Origin of the sequence: Chitinivorax sp. PXF-14 (genome assembly GCF_040812015.1) — a bacterium.
In the GTDB taxonomy this organism is placed as follows: domain Bacteria; phylum Pseudomonadota; class Gammaproteobacteria; order Burkholderiales; family SCOH01; genus JBFNXJ01.
The window spans coordinates 46,104-63,232 of record NZ_JBFNXJ010000013.1 but is presented as its reverse complement, the minus strand read 5'-3'; the positions used below and the strand labels follow the sequence as shown (position 1 = coordinate 63,232).

16 protein-coding genes are annotated in these 17,129 nt (G+C 59.4%); 12 read left to right on the top strand and 4 right to left on the bottom strand.

Annotation, left to right across the window (positions count from 1 at the left end; all coding sequences use genetic code 11):
• The first annotated feature begins 30 nt into the window (after positions 1-30).
• From ABWL39_RS15425 to dnaB, 12 genes are all read left to right on the top strand, one after another.
• On the top strand, positions 31-1,311 hold the full coding sequence (locus tag ABWL39_RS15425; protein ID WP_367793119.1) for a nucleotide sugar dehydrogenase: 1,281 nt from the start codon (positions 31-33) through the stop codon (positions 1,309-1,311).
• Between the two features lie 19 nt (positions 1,312-1,330).
• Positions 1,331-2,755, top strand: a complete 1,425-nt coding sequence (locus ABWL39_RS15420) for a mannose-1-phosphate guanylyltransferase/mannose-6-phosphate isomerase (protein ID WP_367793116.1) — start codon at positions 1,331-1,333, stop codon at positions 2,753-2,755.
• Positions 2,756-2,888: 133 nt separating this feature from the next.
• The gene (locus ABWL39_RS15415; protein WP_367793113.1) at positions 2,889-3,812 is read left to right on the top strand and encodes a branched-chain amino acid transaminase; all 924 of its coding nucleotides are present in this window, start codon (positions 2,889-2,891) and stop codon (positions 3,810-3,812) included.
• Positions 3,813-3,821: 9 nt separating this feature from the next.
• Entirely contained in the window at positions 3,822-4,028 is a 207-nt protein-coding gene (locus ABWL39_RS15410; RefSeq protein WP_367793110.1) for a zinc-finger domain-containing protein, read from the top strand.
• Between the two features lie 57 nt (positions 4,029-4,085).
• A complete protein-coding gene (gene waaF, locus ABWL39_RS15405) occupies positions 4,086-5,114 on the top strand; it encodes a lipopolysaccharide heptosyltransferase II (protein WP_367793107.1) in 1,029 nt (342 codons plus the stop codon).
• 213 nt (positions 5,115-5,327) lie between these two features.
• A complete protein-coding gene (locus ABWL39_RS15400; protein WP_367793104.1) occupies positions 5,328-9,449 on the top strand; it encodes a PAS domain S-box protein in 4,122 nt (1,373 codons plus the stop codon).
• Positions 9,446-10,195: a 23S rRNA (guanosine(2251)-2'-O)-methyltransferase RlmB gene (gene rlmB, locus ABWL39_RS15395; RefSeq protein WP_367793101.1), complete on the top strand. Its 750-nt coding sequence runs from the start codon at positions 9,446-9,448 to the stop codon at positions 10,193-10,195. The genes ABWL39_RS15400 and rlmB overlap by 4 nt, the downstream gene beginning before the upstream one ends.
• 91 nt (positions 10,196-10,286) lie before the next feature.
• A complete protein-coding gene (gene rpsF, locus ABWL39_RS15390) occupies positions 10,287-10,658 on the top strand; it encodes a 30S ribosomal protein S6 (protein ID WP_367793098.1) in 372 nt (123 codons plus the stop codon).
• A gap of 5 nt (positions 10,659-10,663) precedes the next feature.
• Positions 10,664-10,960, top strand: coding sequence for a primosomal replication protein N (gene priB / locus ABWL39_RS15385; protein ID WP_367793095.1), 297 nt, complete (start codon positions 10,664-10,666; stop codon positions 10,958-10,960).
• Positions 10,961-10,971: 11 nt separating this feature from the next.
• Complete coding sequence (gene rpsR, locus ABWL39_RS15380) at positions 10,972-11,199, top strand: 30S ribosomal protein S18 (protein WP_367793092.1); 228 nt, start codon at positions 10,972-10,974, stop codon at positions 11,197-11,199.
• A gap of 16 nt (positions 11,200-11,215) precedes the next feature.
• Positions 11,216-11,668: a 50S ribosomal protein L9 gene (rplI, locus tag ABWL39_RS15375; protein WP_367793089.1), complete on the top strand. Its 453-nt coding sequence runs from the start codon at positions 11,216-11,218 to the stop codon at positions 11,666-11,668.
• 138 nt (positions 11,669-11,806) lie between these two features.
• On the top strand, positions 11,807-13,216 hold the full coding sequence (gene dnaB, locus ABWL39_RS15370; protein ID WP_367793086.1) for a replicative DNA helicase: 1,410 nt from the start codon (positions 11,807-11,809) through the stop codon (positions 13,214-13,216).
• A gap of 6 nt (positions 13,217-13,222) precedes the next feature.
• Here dnaB and ABWL39_RS15365 read toward each other — a convergent pair whose 3' ends face one another.
• The 4 genes from ABWL39_RS15365 to ABWL39_RS15350 all read right to left on the bottom strand — a co-directional run bounded on the left by ABWL39_RS15365 (position 13,223) and on the right by ABWL39_RS15350 (position 17,092).
• On the bottom strand, positions 13,223-13,996 hold the full coding sequence (locus ABWL39_RS15365; RefSeq protein ID WP_367793083.1) for a ParA family protein: 774 nt from the start codon (positions 13,994-13,996) through the stop codon (positions 13,223-13,225).
• Positions 13,997-14,089: 93 nt separating this feature from the next.
• Positions 14,090-15,505, bottom strand: coding sequence for a PhoH family protein (locus tag ABWL39_RS15360; RefSeq protein WP_367793080.1), 1,416 nt, complete (start codon positions 15,503-15,505; stop codon positions 14,090-14,092).
• A 52-nt stretch (positions 15,506-15,557) separates the two neighbouring features.
• On the bottom strand, positions 15,558-16,013 hold the full coding sequence (locus ABWL39_RS15355; RefSeq protein WP_367793077.1) for a peroxiredoxin: 456 nt from the start codon (positions 16,011-16,013) through the stop codon (positions 15,558-15,560).
• A gap of 170 nt (positions 16,014-16,183) precedes the next feature.
• The gene (locus tag ABWL39_RS15350; protein ID WP_367793074.1) at positions 16,184-17,092 is read right to left on the bottom strand and encodes a polysaccharide deacetylase family protein; all 909 of its coding nucleotides are present in this window, start codon (positions 17,090-17,092) and stop codon (positions 16,184-16,186) included.
• Positions 17,093-17,129 lie beyond the last annotated feature (37 nt).

Here is a 17,129-nt window from a genome sequence, read left to right as displayed (position 1 = left end):
CATCATAGAGAAATCATCGAGGAAACAAGAATGAGCGTAATTGCAGTTGTGGGCTTGGGTTACGTCGGCTTGCCGCTCGCGGTCGAGTTCGGCAAGAAATTCCGCACCATTGGCTTTGACTTGTCCGAGTCCAAGGTCGAGGCCTATCGCCAGTTTGTCGATCCGACCGGTGAAGTAACCACCGAAGACCTGAAAGCATCGACCGGCCTCGAGCCGACAACGGATGCCAGCCGGTTGGGCGAGGCAGACTTCATCATCGTTGCCGTACCGACGCCGGTGGATGATGCCCACCAGCCGGACTTCTCCCCCTTGCTGTCGGCAAGCCGCAGCGTGGGCAAGCACATGAAGCGTGGTGTGACGGTCGTCTACGAGTCGACCGTCTACCCCGGTGCGACGGAAGAAGAGTGCGTGCCAGAGCTGGAACGCCAGTCCGGCATGAAGTGGGGCACCGATTTCTTCGTCGGCTATTCGCCTGAGCGTATCAACCCGGGTGATAGAGAGCACACGTTGACGCGTATTGTGAAGGTGGTGTCGGGTGATAACCCCGAAACGCTGGAGCGGGTTGCGGAGGTTTACGGTGCTGTCATCACCGCCGGTGTCTACCGTGCTTCCAGCATCAAGGTAGCCGAGGCGGCAAAGGTCATCGAGAACACCCAGCGCGACCTGAACATTGCACTCATGAATGAATTGGCGCTGATTTTCGACAAGATCGGCATCGATACGGTGGAAGTACTGAAAGCGGCCGGCACCAAATGGAACTTTCTGCCGTTCCGTCCGGGCCTGGTCGGAGGCCACTGCATCGGCGTCGATCCTTACTACCTGACCTACAAGGCCGACAAGATCGGCTACCACCCGCAGGTCATTCTGGCTGGCCGCCGCATCAACGACGGCATGGGCAAGTTTGTTGCAGAGCAGACCGTCAAGCACATGATCCGCAACGGCAGCAGCGTGAAGGGTGCCAAGGTCATCGTATTTGGCTTGACCTTCAAGGAAAACTGCCCCGATTTGCGCAACTCCAAGGTGGTCGACATCATCGCCGAGCTGAAGTCCTACGGCGTCGATGTGGTGGTGCACGACCCGGTGCCGCCGGCTGACGAGGCTCAACACGAATATGGCCTGTCGTTGACGGCGTGGGAGCAACTGCCCCAGGCGGACGCCATGGTCATGGCAGTCGCACACAAGGAGTTCATGGCGCGTCCGCTGTCGGATTACCTTGGCAAGGTGAAGCAAAACGGTGTGTTTATCGACGTCAAGAGTCAGTTCGACATGAGCAAGCTCAAAGAGGCCGGCCTGACCGTTTGGCGTTTGTAATCGTGATTTGAAAGCAGATATGACGTTGTATCCAGTTGTATTGTGTGGCGGCAGCGGTACCCGGCTGTGGCCGCTGTCGCGCGCAGCAATGCCCAAGCAGTTTCTCTCGCTGGTTGGGCAGCAGACGATGGTGCAGGAGACGCTGACGCGCTTGAGCGGCGTTTCGTCGTCCCTGGGGCGCCCCATTGTTGTTTGCAATGAAGAGCACCGTTTTCTGGTGGCAGAGCAGCTGCGTGAGGTCGGGGTGACTCCCTCCACCATCATGCTCGAGCCCGAGGGCAGGAACACCGCGCCAGCGGTAGCCCTGGCGGCCATCAAGCTGCTGCAGGCCGATCCGGATGCGGTGATGCTCGTGCTGCCGGCCGACCATGTGATTCGTGATGTGACGGCTTTCCATCGTGCCATCGGCCTGGCGTTTCAGGCGGTGGAGCGTGGCGCGCTGGTCACGTTCGGTATCGAGCCGGAAAGCCCTCACACGGGTTACGGCTATATCAAGCGTGGCAAGGCCATGGCTGACGTTAGCGGCGCTTATGCCGTGGAGCGCTTCGTCGAGAAGCCGAATGCCGAGACGGCGCAGTCATTCGTAGCGAGTGGCGAGTATGCCTGGAATAGCGGGATGTTCCTGTTCCAGGCCAGGCACTATCTCGATGAACTCAAAGCGTTGCGCCCCGACATATTCGATGCTTGCATGGCGTCGATGGCCAACGCTTCGAACGATCTCGACTTCACGCGTGTCGATGCTGCTGCATTCCGTGCTTGCCCGTCCGAATCGATCGACTACGCGGTGATGGAGCACACGACTGCTGCTGTCGTCGTTCCTGCGCAAATCGGCTGGAATGACGTCGGCTCCTGGAGTGCATTGTGGGATGTCGCCGAGCACGACGCAAACGGCAATGCCTGCCGTGGGGACGTGTATCTCGACGACGTCAGTAACAGCTATGTGCGCGCCGACGGGCGCATGGTGACGGTCATCGGCCTCGACGACGTAGTCGTCGTGGAAACGGCGGATGCTGTCCTGGTTGCCCACAAGGACCGCGCGCAAGACGTCAAGCATGTCGTCAACAGGCTCAATGCTGAGAAGCGCAGTGAATCCACCTTCCATCGGCGCGTCTATCGACCCTGGGGCAGTTACGAGGGCATCGATGCGGGGGGGCGGCATCAGGTCAAGCGCATCACGGTAAAGCCGGGTCAAAAACTGTCGCTGCAGATGCACCACCATCGTGCCGAACATTGGGTGGTGGTCAGCGGTACTGCCAAGGTGACCTGCGATGATAGCGTGCAGCTGCTGACCGAGAACCAGTCAACCTACATTCCGCTCGGTGCGGTGCACCGGCTGGAGAACCCGGGCAAGCTGCCGCTCGATATCATCGAGGTGCAGTCCGGCGCGTATCTCGGAGAAGATGACATCGTCCGCTTCGAAGACATCTACCACCGGGAAAAGTAATTCCTGCTTCATCGCGCAAATGACAACGCCCGGTACTGCCGGGTGTTGTCATTTGCGTTGCCGCTGAGGAAAAGGGGGGGCATTTTCGGTTACAATGCTTGCTTTTGCGAGACAGACGAAAGAGGAGTCCACTATGTCGATGGCTGATCGTGATGGCCTGATCTGGTACGACGGCAAGATGGTGCCGTGGCGCGAGGCCAACACCCATGTGCTGACCCATACGCTGCATTATGGAATGGGTGTGTTCGAGGGGGTGAGGGCGTACAAGACGGATCAGGGGCCCGCGATCTTCCGCCTGCAGGACCATACGGATCGTCTGTTCCGTTCGGCCCATATTCTTGGCATGAAGCTGCCGTTCACCAAGGAACAGCTCAATCAGGCCCAGCTTGATGCGATCAAGCTCAACAAGCTGGAGTCGGGTTACATTCGCCCGATGGCTTTCTATGGCGCTGAAGCCATGGGGATTTCCGCTCGTACGCTGTCGGTTCACGTCATCGTCGCAGCCTGGCCGTGGGGCACGTATCTGGGGCCGGAGGCGCTGGAGAAGGGCATCCGTGTCAAGACCTCCTCGTTTACCCGCCACCACGTCAATATCACGATGTGCAAGGCCAAGGCCAACGGCAATTACATGAACTCGATCCTCGCCAACCGCGAAGCGGAGCAGGATGGTTATGACGAGGCGCTGCTGCTCGATGTCGATGGTTTTGTTGCCGAAGGCTCCGGTGAGAACGTCTTCATCGTGCGCAAGGGCAAGCTTTACACGCCGGATCTGACATCGGCGCTGGAAGGCATCACGCGTGACACGATCGTACAACTGGCCGGTGAGCTGGGGGTTGAGGTGATTGAGAAGCGCATCACCCGCGATGAAGTCTACTCCGCAGACGAGGCATTCTTCACCGGTACGGCCGCCGAAGTCACTCCGATTCGTGAGCTCGACAACCGTGCCATTGGCGAGGGCAAGCGCGGGCCGATCACGACCAAGCTGCAGCAAATGTACTTCGACTGCGTGACCGGCAAGTCGGAGGGCCACCGCGCCTGGCTCACCCAGGTAAAGTGAGGAATCATCATGGCAGAAACCAAACAGCTCGACGAACGTTTCATTGAAATCAGCGACACAGACTTGCCTTTGCATTGCCCGATGCCCGATATGCAGAAGTGGAACGCGCACCCGCGCGTCTTTCTGGCCATCGAGAAGACCGGCGAGGCGCTGTGCCCCTATTGCGGCACGCTGTACAAGCTGAAGGGTGGCCCCAAAGCGGGTGGCCATCACTGAGTGGAACCAGAACCGGCGCTGAGGCGCCGGTTCTCATTTGTCACCCCGCATCGTCATATGACCAAAATTCTTGTTGTTGCCCCATCCTGGGTGGGGGACTGCGTCATGGCGCAGCCGCTGTACCAACTGCTTGCGCAGCGCCATCCCAAGCTCGAGCTTGACGTGTTTGCGCCGGCGTGGACGCTTCCGCTGTTCCAGCGTATGCCCGAGGTGAGCCGGGCCATTGCCAATCCATTTGCCCATGGTGAGTTGCGCCTGGCCGAGCGGTATCGGCTCGCGCGCGAGCTGCGCAAGGCACGCTACGACCAGGCCATTGTGCTGCCGAACTCCCTCAAATCGGCGCTTATCCCTTGGCTTGCGAGCATTCCCCTGCGTACGGGCTTTCTGGGCGAACAACGATATGGCCTGCTGAACGATTGGCGCAAGCTCGACGAACTGGCCTTACCCAGGATGGTCGATCGTTTTTCGGTGCTGGCGCAGCCCGGCCGCGACCGCCGGCCAGTGGTATCCCCGGAGCCACGCTTGACGGTGAACCCGGCTGACGCCCGCGCTGTGGCCGCGGGCCTGGGGCTCAGTCTCGAGCGGCCGGTGGCGGCGCTTTGCCCTGGGGCGGAATACGGCCCTGCCAAGCGTTGGCCGGCAAGGCATTTTGCCGCCTTGGCCAAGCTGTTGATCGAGGACGGTTACGCGGTCTGGGTGATGGGCTCGTCAAAGGAAGGGGAGCTAGGCGCCGAGATTGTCGGGCTTGCGGGCCCCGGTGCTGAAAATCTTTGCGGGCGGACCTCTCTCGATCAGGCAATCGACTTGCTGGCGCTCGCGCACGTTGCTGTGACCAACGACTCGGGCTTGATGCACGTAGCCGCAGCGCTGCAACGCCCGCTTGTTGCCGTGTATGGCTCCTCCAGCGCCACGTTTACGCCACCACTGAGCAAACGGGCGACAATTGTCTCGCTCAATGTTGAGTGCAGTCCCTGCTTCAAGCGTGAATGTCCGCTTGGACATATGAAATGCCTCAACGATTTGATGCCGCTTAGCGTGATGGGGGCCATCAAGCAGAGCCTGTCCGTGCGTATTCCTCTGGAATAAATTGCTCAAAACTTTCAATTGCCGCTGCGGCAATCCCTCCACAAACAGGCCGGCATGACGATCTGGTTTTCCTTGTCAGGGGATACGCGTTAATATCGCCCGATATTGCGGTAAATAATAATATTCATCTATTTGTGTTGGCGATTCCGGACGCCATCCATTCAGTGAATCGACGGGGCATGTCGACGGTGTTGCGCCCCAAGGGAGAGTACGATGGGCGGGCCGATGGGGCGCGACAGATTTGCCGTTCCTGGCGGGCATGTGCTGCATGCCCTGGTCTTATTGATCGTGTTGCTTGGCGCAGCTGAATTCGGCTATCTGTTCCGCTATGGCGAGGCGAATATTCCCCTGCTGTGGCCCCCCGCAGGGGTTGCCCTGGCCGCCTTGCTGATCGGCGGCATCCGTCTGTGGTGGGTTGTGGCGCTGGCCTCGCTTGTGTCGGGGTTGCTGCACGGCGACAACTGGCTCACAGGGCTTTGTCTTTCCCTTGGGTCATCGCTAGGGGCGGCGCTCAGCGCGCATCTGCTGCGCATGCACACCTCGGCGGGCAGCGAGCTCAAGTCGCTGCGTGATGTGATCTCGATGATTCTCGTCGGTGCCCTGTTCAATGCATCGGTCTCTGCCTGCTTTGGCGCGTTGGGCTTTTATCTGCCGCATATGCTGAGCCTTGGCTCGCTGAACGAGGTCTGGCTGATGTGGTGGCTGGCCGAAGTGGTGGGCATCTTGCTGACCATGCCGCTGGTGCTGGCGCTGCTGGATCGGCGACTCAACCTGCTGTGGAAGCGGCGATGGGGGGAGTTGGCGCTCCTCGCCACGCTCACGACGGCAATCAGCGCCGTGGTGTTTGGCAATGCATGGCTGCAGACGAGCCAGAATCTGGCCTTTCAATTCGTCATCTTCCCGCTGATCGTCTGGGGGGCCATCCGCTTCGGCTATGTCGGCACCGGCATCGTGGCGTTCCTGGCCTCGGTGATCGCGGCATCCACCATGCTGGTCCATGGCGTGGCGCCTGCGACGACGCATATCGGCACGACTTTTTTCCTGTTTGGCTTCATGTCGGTGATGGCGAGCGCAGGCATGATCCTGTCCGCCTCGATCGAGGAGCGCCGCAGCACACTGGAGGTGCTTGATGAAAATCGCAAGCAGATCCAGTCGGTACTGAACAACCTTCCCACACTGTTCTATATCAAGGATGTCAACGGGCGCTATTCGATCGTCAATCGGGCGTTTGCCAATCTGTTCGGCATGTCCGTGCGCGACCTGATCGGCAAGACCGAGCAGGATCTGTTCTCCACCGCCGAGGCGAAGCGGTTTCTCGATAATGAGCATGCCGTACGGCAAACACGGAAAAATATCCAGTTCGAGGAGTCGTTCGAGCTGTTCGGGCAACAGCATACCTATCTCGTCAACAAATTCCCGGTTTACGATCGCGACGGCAAGATCACGGGCATTTGTGCAAATGGCATCGACATTTCCGAGCGCAAGCGCACCGAGTCCGAATTCGTGGCCGCACAAGCCAGGTTCAGGGCGCTGGTGGAGTCGCCATTGGCAGGCATCTGCATCATCCAGAACGACCTGCTGGTGTATAGCAACCCCGAGCTGGCGGCGATGCTGGGCTATCGGCCCGAAGAGCTGAGCGGCAAGCCTTTCTACCCCTTTGTGCTGCCTGCTGACTGGGCCTTGCTCAAGTCGCAGATCGACTCCGACCAGTATCGCCGCACGCAGAACCTGCGTACCCGTTTGCGTATTCGGCCCCGTACAGGAGGGCCGATCACCGTTGAGCTCCATACCCGGCATTTTGAGTTTAATGGCCAGACTGCCGTGATCGGCTTGCTGCTCGACATCAGCCAGCAATTGCAGACCGAATACAAGCTGGGCCTGTTTGCCAAGGTGTTCGAGAGCGCGACTGATGCGATCTGCATCACCGACGCAGATGAGCGCATCGTGGCCGTCAACAATGCCTTTTCCCGCGTGACCGGCTACCGGCAGGACGAAGCGCTGGGCAAGGAGCTACGTGACCTGTCCGGGGATATTTCCCCCAAGAGCCAGTCCGACTTGCGAGCGAGCATTCTGCAGGATGGCTATTGGCAGGGCGAGCTGATCGGGCGCCATCGGGATGGCCACACCTATCCGGCCTGGATCAGCGTATCCGCGCTGCGATCCGATGCCGGGCATACCTCGAACCTGGTGACGGTATTCAGCGACATCACCTCGCTGAAGGAGGCCGAGTCGGCCAGACTCGAGGCCGAACGCAAGTTCCGCGCGCTGGTGGAGTTATCGCTGGTGGGGTTCTATATCGTGCAGGACGGGGTGCTGCAATATGTGAACCCGACGCTGGCGGAAGCGGTCGGTTATACGCAGGACGAAATGGTCGGCATGAATGTCGCGCAGGTGACGGCGCAGGAAGACCTGCCGGTGCTGATCGAAAACCATCGCAAACGGGCGTCCGGCGAGGTCGAGAGCGTGCGCTATACCTATCGCGCCCGCCATCGCGACGGCCGTTATGTCGATGTCGAGGCCCATGGACGTGGATTTGAATTCAACGGACGCCCGGCAATCATCGGCCTGCTCATGGACATCAGTGATCGGGTCAAGCAGGAGCGCGAGCTGCGGCTGGCGGCCAAGGTATTCGACAACGCGACGGAAGGGATTCTGATCACCGACGCCCATGCCGAAATCATTGCCGTCAACCCGGCGTTCAGCAAGATCACCGGTTATCCGGTGGATGAAGCGGTCGGTAAGGTATCGCGCATGTTCCGCACCGGGCCGAATCTCAAGGACATCAACCGCGACATGCTGATGAGCCTTGAAGTCGGCGGGTTCTGGCAGGGAGAGTTGCTCGATTGCCGCAAGAACGGCGACAGCTACCCCGCCTGGTTGAGCATTAGTGCCGTGCGCGATGCGCAAGGCAGCATCACCAACTATGTCGGCGTGTTTTCCGACATCACCAGCCGCAAGGAGGCGGAGGAGCGGCTGTATTTTCTCGCCAACCACGATTCGCTGACGCGTTTGCCCAATCGCAGTCTGCTGCACGAACGCCTGGCGCAGTCGCTCGCCCGGGCTCGCGAATTCAACCAGGCGCTGGCGGTCCTGTTCATCGATCTCGATCGCTTCAAGAACATCAACGACACGCTGGGCCACCACTCTGGCGACAAGCTGTTGCAGGCAGTAGCCAAGCGCCTGCAGGGATGCGTGAAGGAATACGATCTGATCGCGCGGCTGGGCGGCGACGAATTTACCGTCGTGCTCGAGAACGTGCCTGATGCTCAGCATGTTGCGGCGATTGCCGAGCGCATTCTGCATGCCCTGGGCCAACCGTTCGTGCTCGAGGCACAGGAGCTGTTCGTGACGGCCAGCATTGGCATCAGCATGTTCCCGAGCGATGGGCAGGATGCGCTGAGCCTGCTCAAGAATGCCGATATCGCCATGTATCGCTCTAAGGAGCTCGGCAAGAACACCTATCAGTTCTTTGCGTCTGAAATGAATGCGCTGGCATTCGAACATCTCGTCATGGAGAACAGTCTGCGCTATGCACTGGAACGGGGCGAATTCGAGTTGCATTACCAGGCACAGGTCGAGCTTCTGCAGCATCGCATCATCGGCATGGAGGCCTTGCTACGCTGGCGCCATCCGGAGCTCGGTCTGGTGTCCCCGGACCGCTTCATCCCGCTTGCCGAAGAAAGCGGCATGATCGTGCCGATCGGCGAGTGGGTGCTCACGACTGCCTGTCGCCAGGCCAAGGCTTGGCAGGATGCCGGCTACCCTCCGTTGCGCATGGCGATCAATCTGTCTGCTCGCCAGTTCCGGCCCGAGCATCTGGTGCGTGTCGTTCGCCAGGCCCTGAACGATTCGGGGCTGGAGCCGAACTGGCTCGAGCTCGAAATCACCGAGAGCATGATCATGCGCAATGCCGAAGAGGCAGTGCAGATCATGGTCGAGTTGAAGGAGATGGGGGTGCAGCTGTCGATCGATGATTTCGGCACGGGTTACTCGTCGCTCAACAACCTCAAGCATTTCCCGATTCACAACCTCAAGATCGATGGTTCTTTTGTCGAAGGGATTCCGACCGACGCCGACGACATGGCCATTACTGAGGTCATCATCTCCATGGCCAAGAAACTGGGGCTCAAGGTCATCGCGGAAGGGGTGGAGCGTGCCGACCAGCTGGAATTCCTGCGTGAACATGGCTGCGACCTGGTCCAGGGCTATATGTTCAGTCGCCCGAAACCGGCCGCCGATGTGGAATTATTGTTCTCGGCACTTGGCATTTACCAGGAGCAAAGCCAGAATGTGCTCCCTCTCGTTGTTAAACCCCAATCCTTGGAAATCGTTTGAGTACCAAAGTCATCTTCGGCTTTCACGCCGTCAACGCCCGCCTGCGCCATAGCCCCGACAGCATTCTCGAGGTGTATCTACTGGCGCAACGCACCGATCCACGCGCACGTGATGTCGAGCAACAGGCTGCACGGCAGCAGGTCAGGCTGTTGCCGGTCGACAGCCGCCGTCTCGATGGCCTGGTTGGGCACGTGCGCCACCAGGGCGTGGCGGCGCTGATCGATGCCGGCAAGACCCATGTCACGCTCGACGATGTGCTCGATACGCTGGCCGAACCGGCATTGTTGCTGGTGCTCGATGGCGTGACGGACCCCCATAATCTTGGCGCCTGCCTGCGGGTGGCCGATGCAATGGGGGCGCACGCCGTGGTCGCCCCCAAGGACAAGTCGGTCGGGCTCAACGCCACAGTCTCGAAAGTGGCGTGTGGCGCCGCCGAGGTGCTGCCATACATTACCGTGACCAATCTGGCTCGTAGCCTGCGGGAGATGCAGGAGCGTGGCGTCTGGGTAGCGGGAACCGCGGCGGATGGCGATACCGACCTGTTCCATTTCGAGCAGACGGGTCCGCTGGCCTGGGTGCTGGGGGCCGAAGGCAGCGGCCTGCGTCGCCTGACGCGTGAGCACTGCGACATCATGGTCAACATTCCCATGTTTGGTACCGTCGAGAGCCTGAACGTATCGGTCGCCTCCGGCATCTGCCTGGCTGAGAGCCGGCGCCAGCGGGTGCTTTCCGCCAAGCCGGCTTGAGCGGGTTCCCGTTTCCGTTTATACTGCTTCGTTTTCCACCCCCTTGCCTTACCGGAACGCATACGGAAGGCTTTAACCAAAAGGAGTGTTTATGCGTCATTACGAGATCGTATTCATCGTGCATCCTGATCAAAGCGAACAGGTGCCGGCGATGGTTGAGCGTTACAAGACCATGGTCGTAAACGGTGGCGGTACCATCCATCGCCTCGAAGACTGGGGTCGTCGTCAACTGGCTTACCCGATCCAGAAGGTACACAAGGCACACTACGTTCTGATGAACATCGAGTGCGGCCAGGAAGTACTGGACGAAATCGAGCACGCGTTCAAGTTCAACGACGCTGTTCTGCGCCACCTCACTATCAAGATGAGCGAAGCGGTGACTGAGCCTTCCCCGATGATGAAGGAAGAGAAGTCCAAGTCCCTGCTCGGCCAGGAAGCCAAGAGCGACGCCGCTGCGGCGTAACGTGTGTGAGTCGTAACCGGGTTGAGATTGAAGGCAGGCTAAATCATCTAGAAGCACTTCGATATACGCCAGCTGGTGTGCCAATCGTGACTTTCTCGATTGAACACCAATCCGAACAATTGGAGTCAGGCGTACAGCGTAGTGTTTCCTGCCACATCCAGGCAATGGCCTTGGGGGCTGTGGCAGAAAAGATTGCCCGAAGCAGGGGCGAAGCCAATGCCAGGTGCGGCGGCTTCATCGCCATGAAAAACCTGAAAAGTTCTCAGCTCGTGTTGCACGTAACCAGTATCGAATTCAGTTAAACGAGGTAAACATGTCCCGTAACCTGTTCAAGCGTCGGAAGTTCTGCCGCTTCACCGCCGAAGGCATCAAGCAAATCGATTACAAGGATGTCGATATCCTGAAGGATTTCGTCACCGAAAACGGCAAGATCATTCCTGCCCGTATCACCGGTACCAAGGCTCGTTACCAGCGTCAGCTGTCGACCGCGATCAAGCGTGCTCGCTTCCTCGCGCTCATGCCTTACACTGACCTGCACTAATTAAGGGGCCTGAACGATGCAAATCATTCTGCTGGAAAAAGTAGCTAACCTGGGCCAACTGGGTGATGTAGTCAAGGTCAAGGACGGCTTTGCACGTAACTTCCTGATCCCGTCGGGTAAGGCCAAGCGTGCTACCGAAGCTAACCTGAAGGAATTCGAAGTGCGCCGCGCTGAGCTGGAAAAGGCTCAAGCCGAGCAACTGGCTGCTGCACAAGTTCGTGCAGAAAAGCTGGAAGGTGCACGTGTCGAAGTCGCTCAGAAGGCTGGTGTAGATGGCCGCCTGTTTGGCTCCGTGACCAATGCCGACATCGCTGCAGCCCTGAGCAAGGCTAGCGGTATCGAGGTCGTCAAGGCTGAAGTCCGCCTGCCGGAAGGCCCGTTCAAGATGATCGGTGAGTACGAAATTACTGTTGCGCTTCACCATGACGTCGTTGCTAACGTAACCGTCGTTGTGGTTGGCGAACACTAAGCTTCGTCAGCTTGTACGATGACAAGGGGCTGCTATGCAGCCCCTTGTCTTTTGTGGATTCCGCTCGCTGTGAAGATGGCGTGCTTGAAATTAAAATAGTGTGTCGGCGCCCATCGGCTTTTGTTCACAGAGTCTCCTATGCCCCAATTCGACCTCTCCCCGATTCCTGATCAGGAAATGCAGATGATCAAGCTGCCGCCCCATTCGGTGGAAGCGGAGCAGTCCGTGCTTGGCGGCCTGCTGCTCGATAACCGCGCCTGGGACAATGTGGCTGGAGTCATCAGCGAGGGGGATTTCTACCGCCACGACCATAGATTGGTGTTCCGCCATCTGTACAAGCTGCTGGAGCTTGGCCACCCGGCGGATGTGGTGACGGTGGCGGAGTCGCTGGAGAAATCGGCGGAGCTACAGGAAATTGGTGGCCTGGCTTACCTGGCGGGGCTTGCACAGAACACGCCAAGCTCGGCCAATATTGGGCGTTACGCCCAGATCGTGCGCGAGCGCGCGATCATGCGCAAGCTGGTCGAGGTCGGAACCGAAATCGCGGACTCCGCCTACAATCCGATGGGGCGGGATGCCGGCGCGCTACTGGACCAGGCCGAGGCCAAGGTGTTCGAGATTGCGGAAAATTCGGCTCGTGGCAGGCAGGACTTCCTGACCATGCCACAGCTGGTGGCCGAGGTGGTCGAGCGTATCGACACCTTGTATAACCGTGAAAACCCGAACGACATTACCGGCATCCCTACTGGCTTCATTGACCTCGACAACATGACCTCGGGGCTGCAGCGGGGCGACCTGATCATCGTTGCGGGGCGCCCGTCGATGGGTAAAACCGCTTTCTCGGTCAATATCGCCGAAAACATCGCTGTCGATTCGGCCCTCCCTGTTGCCATCTTTAGTATGGAAATGGGCGGGGCGCAGCTGGTCATGCGGATGATCGGCTCCGTCGGCAAGCTTGACCAGCACAAGATCAAGACGGGCCGCCTGGAAGACGAGGATTGGCAACGGCTGACGACGGCTGTGGGCAAGCTGTCTGAGGCACCTATCTTCATCGATGAATCGGCGGGTTTGACCGCGCTCGAGCTGCGCGCGCGTGCTCGACGGCTGGCGCGGCAGCATGGCCAGCTGGGCGTGATCGTGATCGACTACATCCAGCTGATGGCGGGCAATCCGAACAGCCGCGATTCGAACCGTGCGGCCGAGGTGAGCGAGATTTCTCGTGCACTGAAGAGCCTGGCCAAGGAGTTGAAAGTGCCGGTCATCGCTCTGTCGCAGCTGTCGCGTAACGTGGAGAGCCGCCCCGACAAGCGCCCGATGATGTCGGACTTACGTGAATCCGGCGCGATCGAACAGGACGCGGACATCATTATCTTCATGTTCCGAGCCGAGTACTATGATCGTGAGAACGAAGAGCTCAAGGGTAAGGCCGAGGCCATCATCAGCAAACATCGTAACGGCCCGACCGGCAGCGTGCCGCTGACCTTCCTCGGTCAGTATTCCCGCTTCGAGAATGCTGCCTTCAGGCCGACGGGGTGGGGTGAAGAATAGCCCAACCTAACCGGGCAGCTTGATGAAGCCCGACTCGACCAGCTCGTCGAGCAGAAAGCCGTAGTCCTTGGCGCCCTTGCTTTTCGGGGCAAAGGCAAAGATGTCCTGGTTGTAGCCGGCCGATTCGGTGATCGACGAGTTTTCCTGAATTTTCGTTTTGCATAGCTCAGGCCCGTAGCGGTCTCGCATTTCGCCGATGATGTGCGCGGACAGCCTGCGGCTCGGCACATAGCGCGTCACCACGAAACGCCGGGGAATGCGCTTGTCAGCCAAGCGCGACATGGCTTCCAGCGTGTTTTCGAGTTGCGTAGCGCCTTTCATTGCCAGGTATTCCGCGGCGATCGGAATGATCATGCCGTCGGCGGCGGCAATGGCATTGATCGAGAGAATGCCGAGGAAAGGGCAGCAGTCGATGACGATCGGCACGCCGGAAGCCGCGAGCATTTCGTCGTAGAGGGCGTGACGTAGCCGCATGATGATGCTGCCGGTCTTGCGATACAGCGTATCGACCTTCGCCAGCTCGACGTGGGAGGGGATCAGGTTGACCCCGTTGGGTAGCGGCTTGACCAGTTCGGTCAGTGGTTTGTTATCTCGATAGAAGGCAAAGATGCTGTCTTCCGAATTGACCGTGACACCAGAGGTGGCCGTCAAATGGGCCTGCGGGTCAAGATCGATCATCAACGGTTCCATGCCGTTGTGCGCCATGGCGGCGGCGAGGTTCATCGCGGTCGTGGTTTTGCCCACGCCGCCTTTCTGGTTGAAGATGGCCAATATGGTCATAGCGCCTCGGGGCGGAATTGTTCGAATTGTCGGTAGACGCCAAGCGGCCCGATCGGCCTGCATTGTTGACCGATCGGGCATTTCTATCAACCGTTATAGAACTTCTGCCGCATAGTCCGCAAGGCGCGAGCGCTCGCCGCGCTGCAGCGTGATATGGCCGCTGTGCCCCCAGCCCTTGAAGCGGTCTACGACATATGTCAAACCAGAACTCCCTTCCGTCAGATACGGCGTGTCGATCTGCGCGATATTGCCGAGGCAGACTACCTTGGTGCCGGGGCCGGCACGGGTGATGAGCGTTTTCATCTGTTTCGGCGTGAGGTTCTGCGCTTCGTCGATGATCAGGAATTTGTTGATGAAAGTACGCCCGCGCATGAAATTCAGCGATTTCACCTTGATGCGGCTGCGAATCAGGTCGCGTGTGGCGGCGCGGCCCCATTCGCCGGCCTCCTGGTCGCTCTGGTTCAGCACGTCGAGGTTGTCCTCCAGTGCGCCCATCCACGGCAGCATTTTTTCTTCCTCGGTGCCGGGCAAAAAGCCGATGTCTTCGCCAACCGGTACGGTGACGCGTGTCATGATGATTTCGCTGTAGGTCTTGTGTTCGAGCGTCTGCATCAGGCTGGCCGCCAGCGTGAGCAGCGTTTTGCCGGTGCCGGCCTGGCCGAGCAGCGTGATGAAGTCGATGTCGGGATTCATCAGCAGGTTCAGCGCGAAATTCTGCTCGCGGTTGCGTGCCGTAATGCCCCACACATTATTTTTCTGGTGGGAATAGTCCTTGAGGATTTCCAGTACAGCCTGTTTGGCCGTCTGCTGGCGCACCATCGCATAGAACGGTTTTTCGCCCTCCTGGTAGAGCAGCTGATTGACCAGCATCGAGTTGCACAGCGGGCCACCGAGGCGATAGAAGGTGCGGCCGTTTTCCTGCCAGCTTTCCATGCCCTTGCCGTGCTTGTCCCAGAAATCGGCCGGCAGTTCCAGCATGCCGGTGTAGAGTAGGTCGGTGTCCTCGAGTACCTTGTCGTTGTAATAGTCTTCGGCCGCAAAGCCCAGCGCGCGGGCCTTGATGCGCATATTGATGTCTTTCGACACCAGGATGACTTCACGTTTCGGGTACACCTGCTGCAGGTGCATGACGACGCCGAGAATCTGATTGTCGGCCTTACCGACCGGCAGGCGCAACGGCAATTCGGCGGTAATGGCCTGGGTCTGCAGGAACAGGTGGCCGGCGGCATCGTGCTCGGTGCGCGTGGATAGCGCGATGCCATCTTCGATATCACTGCCGGCGGCGCTGACCAGTTCATCGAGGAAACGGCTGGCCTGGCGTGCATTGCGTGCGACTTCGGACATGCCCTTCTTGTTGTTGTCGAGTTCCTCCAGCGTCATCATCGGGAGGTAGACGTCATGCTCCTCGAAACGGAACAGACTGGTCGGATCGTGCATCAGCACGTTGGTGTCGAGCACGAACAGCTTGGTCTGACGCGTTTTGGTCTTGCTCTGTTTGGTGGCTGCCATGATCGATCTCTAGCTGGTTAAAAACGCAAAAAAAGCGGCCTGAGCCGCTCCCTTACAGGGTCTTCACGAAGCTGAGTACTGTTTCCACGTGGCCAGGGACCTTGACCCCACGCCATTCCTGCCGGATTGCTCCTTCCTTGTCGATGACGAATGTACTGCGCTCGATGCCGCGCACCTGCTTGCCGTACATATTCTTCAGCTTCATCACGCCAAACAGCTCGCAGACGGTCTCATCCGGATCGGACAGCAGCTCGAAGGGGAAGCCCATCTTATGCTTGAAGTTCTCATGGGATTTGAGGCTGTCGCGGGAGATGCCGACCACGTCGCAGCCGGCTGCCTGGAAATCCGCATAGTGCTGAGTGAAATCTGCCCCCTCGGTGGTGCAGCCGGGGGTGCTGTCCTTGGGGTAGAAGTAGATGACGAGGTGTTTGCCGCGGATGGCTTGCAGCTGGAAAGTCTTGTTGCCGGTAGAGGGGAGGGTAAAGTCAGGTGCAGCTTGATTCGGCATCGACATGCGCCTTACACAGGGGTGGATAAACCCGCAACGCACCGCAGAGCGTGTGGCCTGCTTTCTCGCGTGCGGCCTTACTGCATTGTTGTGTAAAGCTTGCGGCTTGGCAATACACCTGCCGATGAAACTTCGGTGACGGGCCGCTCGCCGGGCGACGCAGCCGTAATTCAGGCCAGGAAAGGCTTGCCCTGGAGTGCAAGCGTGCCGCTGCGCCCTTCGAGTTCACCCATTTCCACCACGTGGTAGGGCAGGGTGGAAAGGTCGAGGGTGTCGAACAGGTCGATGCACGATACCAGCTCGTGGCCTTGCTGTTGCCAGCCGGTCAACAGGGCCTCGAATACGGGTAGCAGCTTCTGCCCCTCGAGCTCGGCATGCAGGGTGTAGACATGGCCGGTTGCCGGGGGTGTGGCCGTTAGTGCCAGCAGGCGCTCGGCAACGTTGGCTGTGGTGATGCCATCGACACCAATCAGTTCGTCGAGCGTCGGCAGCGTGGTTGGCAGTTGTGGGCAGGCGATGATTTCGCCTTGATAGATCGGGATGAAGGGATGGTCGCCGCGCGTGTCGGAACAGTAGGCGAAACCGAACTCCTGTTCGAGGCGATAGGCATGCCGGTTCATTTGCCAGCCGGCCGCGCCGTGCGTGTGCGCCGCCTCGCCGAATATCTCCTGGAAACGCCGGGTGGCGCGCTCCATCTGCTTGCGTGTCCAGGCGGCATCCTGCTGCGCGACATGGTCCTGCCAGTCGATGTGATCGTAGGTGTGGATGCCGACCTCGAAACCGGCATCACGCACCGAGCGCATCAGGTCTCCGCAGCGGCGGCCGATATCGGGGCCGGGTAGCAGCGTGCCATAGAGCAGAGTCTTGATGCCGTAGTGCTCGACGACCGAGGTGCGCGACACCTTCTTCATGAAGCCGGGGCGGAATACGCGCTTGATGGCCCGGCCGGTGTGGTCGGGGCCCAGGCTCCAGAGGAAGGTCGCTCCGGCCTGATGGCGTTGCAGCACTTCAACCAGACGTGGAACGCCCTCCAGCGTGCCGCGGTAGGTGTCGACGTCGATTTTCAGTGCGAGTTTCATGAAAGCGGATGGCGGGTTTGAGACAGGTCGCGATTGT

Coding starts and splice junctions, on each gene's coding strand:
- ABWL39_RS15425 (WP_367793119.1), top strand. CDS start 31: ATGAGCGTAATTGCAGTTGTGGGCTTGGGTTACGTCGGCTTGCCGCTC.
- ABWL39_RS15420 (WP_367793116.1), top strand. CDS start 1,331: ATGACGTTGTATCCAGTTGTATTGTGTGGCGGCAGCGGTACCCGGCTG.
- ABWL39_RS15415 (WP_367793113.1), top strand. CDS start 2,889: ATGTCGATGGCTGATCGTGATGGCCTGATCTGGTACGACGGCAAGATG.
- ABWL39_RS15410 (WP_367793110.1), top strand. CDS start 3,822: ATGGCAGAAACCAAACAGCTCGACGAACGTTTCATTGAAATCAGCGAC.
- waaF (WP_367793107.1), top strand. CDS start 4,086: ATGACCAAAATTCTTGTTGTTGCCCCATCCTGGGTGGGGGACTGCGTC.
- ABWL39_RS15400 (WP_367793104.1), top strand. CDS start 5,328: ATGGGCGGGCCGATGGGGCGCGACAGATTTGCCGTTCCTGGCGGGCAT.
- rpsF (WP_367793098.1), top strand. CDS start 10,287: ATGCGTCATTACGAGATCGTATTCATCGTGCATCCTGATCAAAGCGAA.
- rpsR (WP_367793092.1), top strand. CDS start 10,972: ATGTCCCGTAACCTGTTCAAGCGTCGGAAGTTCTGCCGCTTCACCGCC.
- rplI (WP_367793089.1), top strand. CDS start 11,216: ATGCAAATCATTCTGCTGGAAAAAGTAGCTAACCTGGGCCAACTGGGT.
- dnaB (WP_367793086.1), top strand. CDS start 11,807: ATGCCCCAATTCGACCTCTCCCCGATTCCTGATCAGGAAATGCAGATG.
- ABWL39_RS15365 (WP_367793083.1), bottom strand. CDS start 13,996: ATGACCATATTGGCCATCTTCAACCAGAAAGGCGGCGTGGGCAAAACC.
- ABWL39_RS15360 (WP_367793080.1), bottom strand. CDS start 15,505: ATGGCAGCCACCAAACAGAGCAAGACCAAAACGCGTCAGACCAAGCTG.
- ABWL39_RS15355 (WP_367793077.1), bottom strand. CDS start 16,013: ATGCCGAATCAAGCTGCACCTGACTTTACCCTCCCCTCTACCGGCAAC.
- ABWL39_RS15350 (WP_367793074.1), bottom strand. CDS start 17,092: ATGAAACTCGCACTGAAAATCGACGTCGACACCTACCGCGGCACGCTG.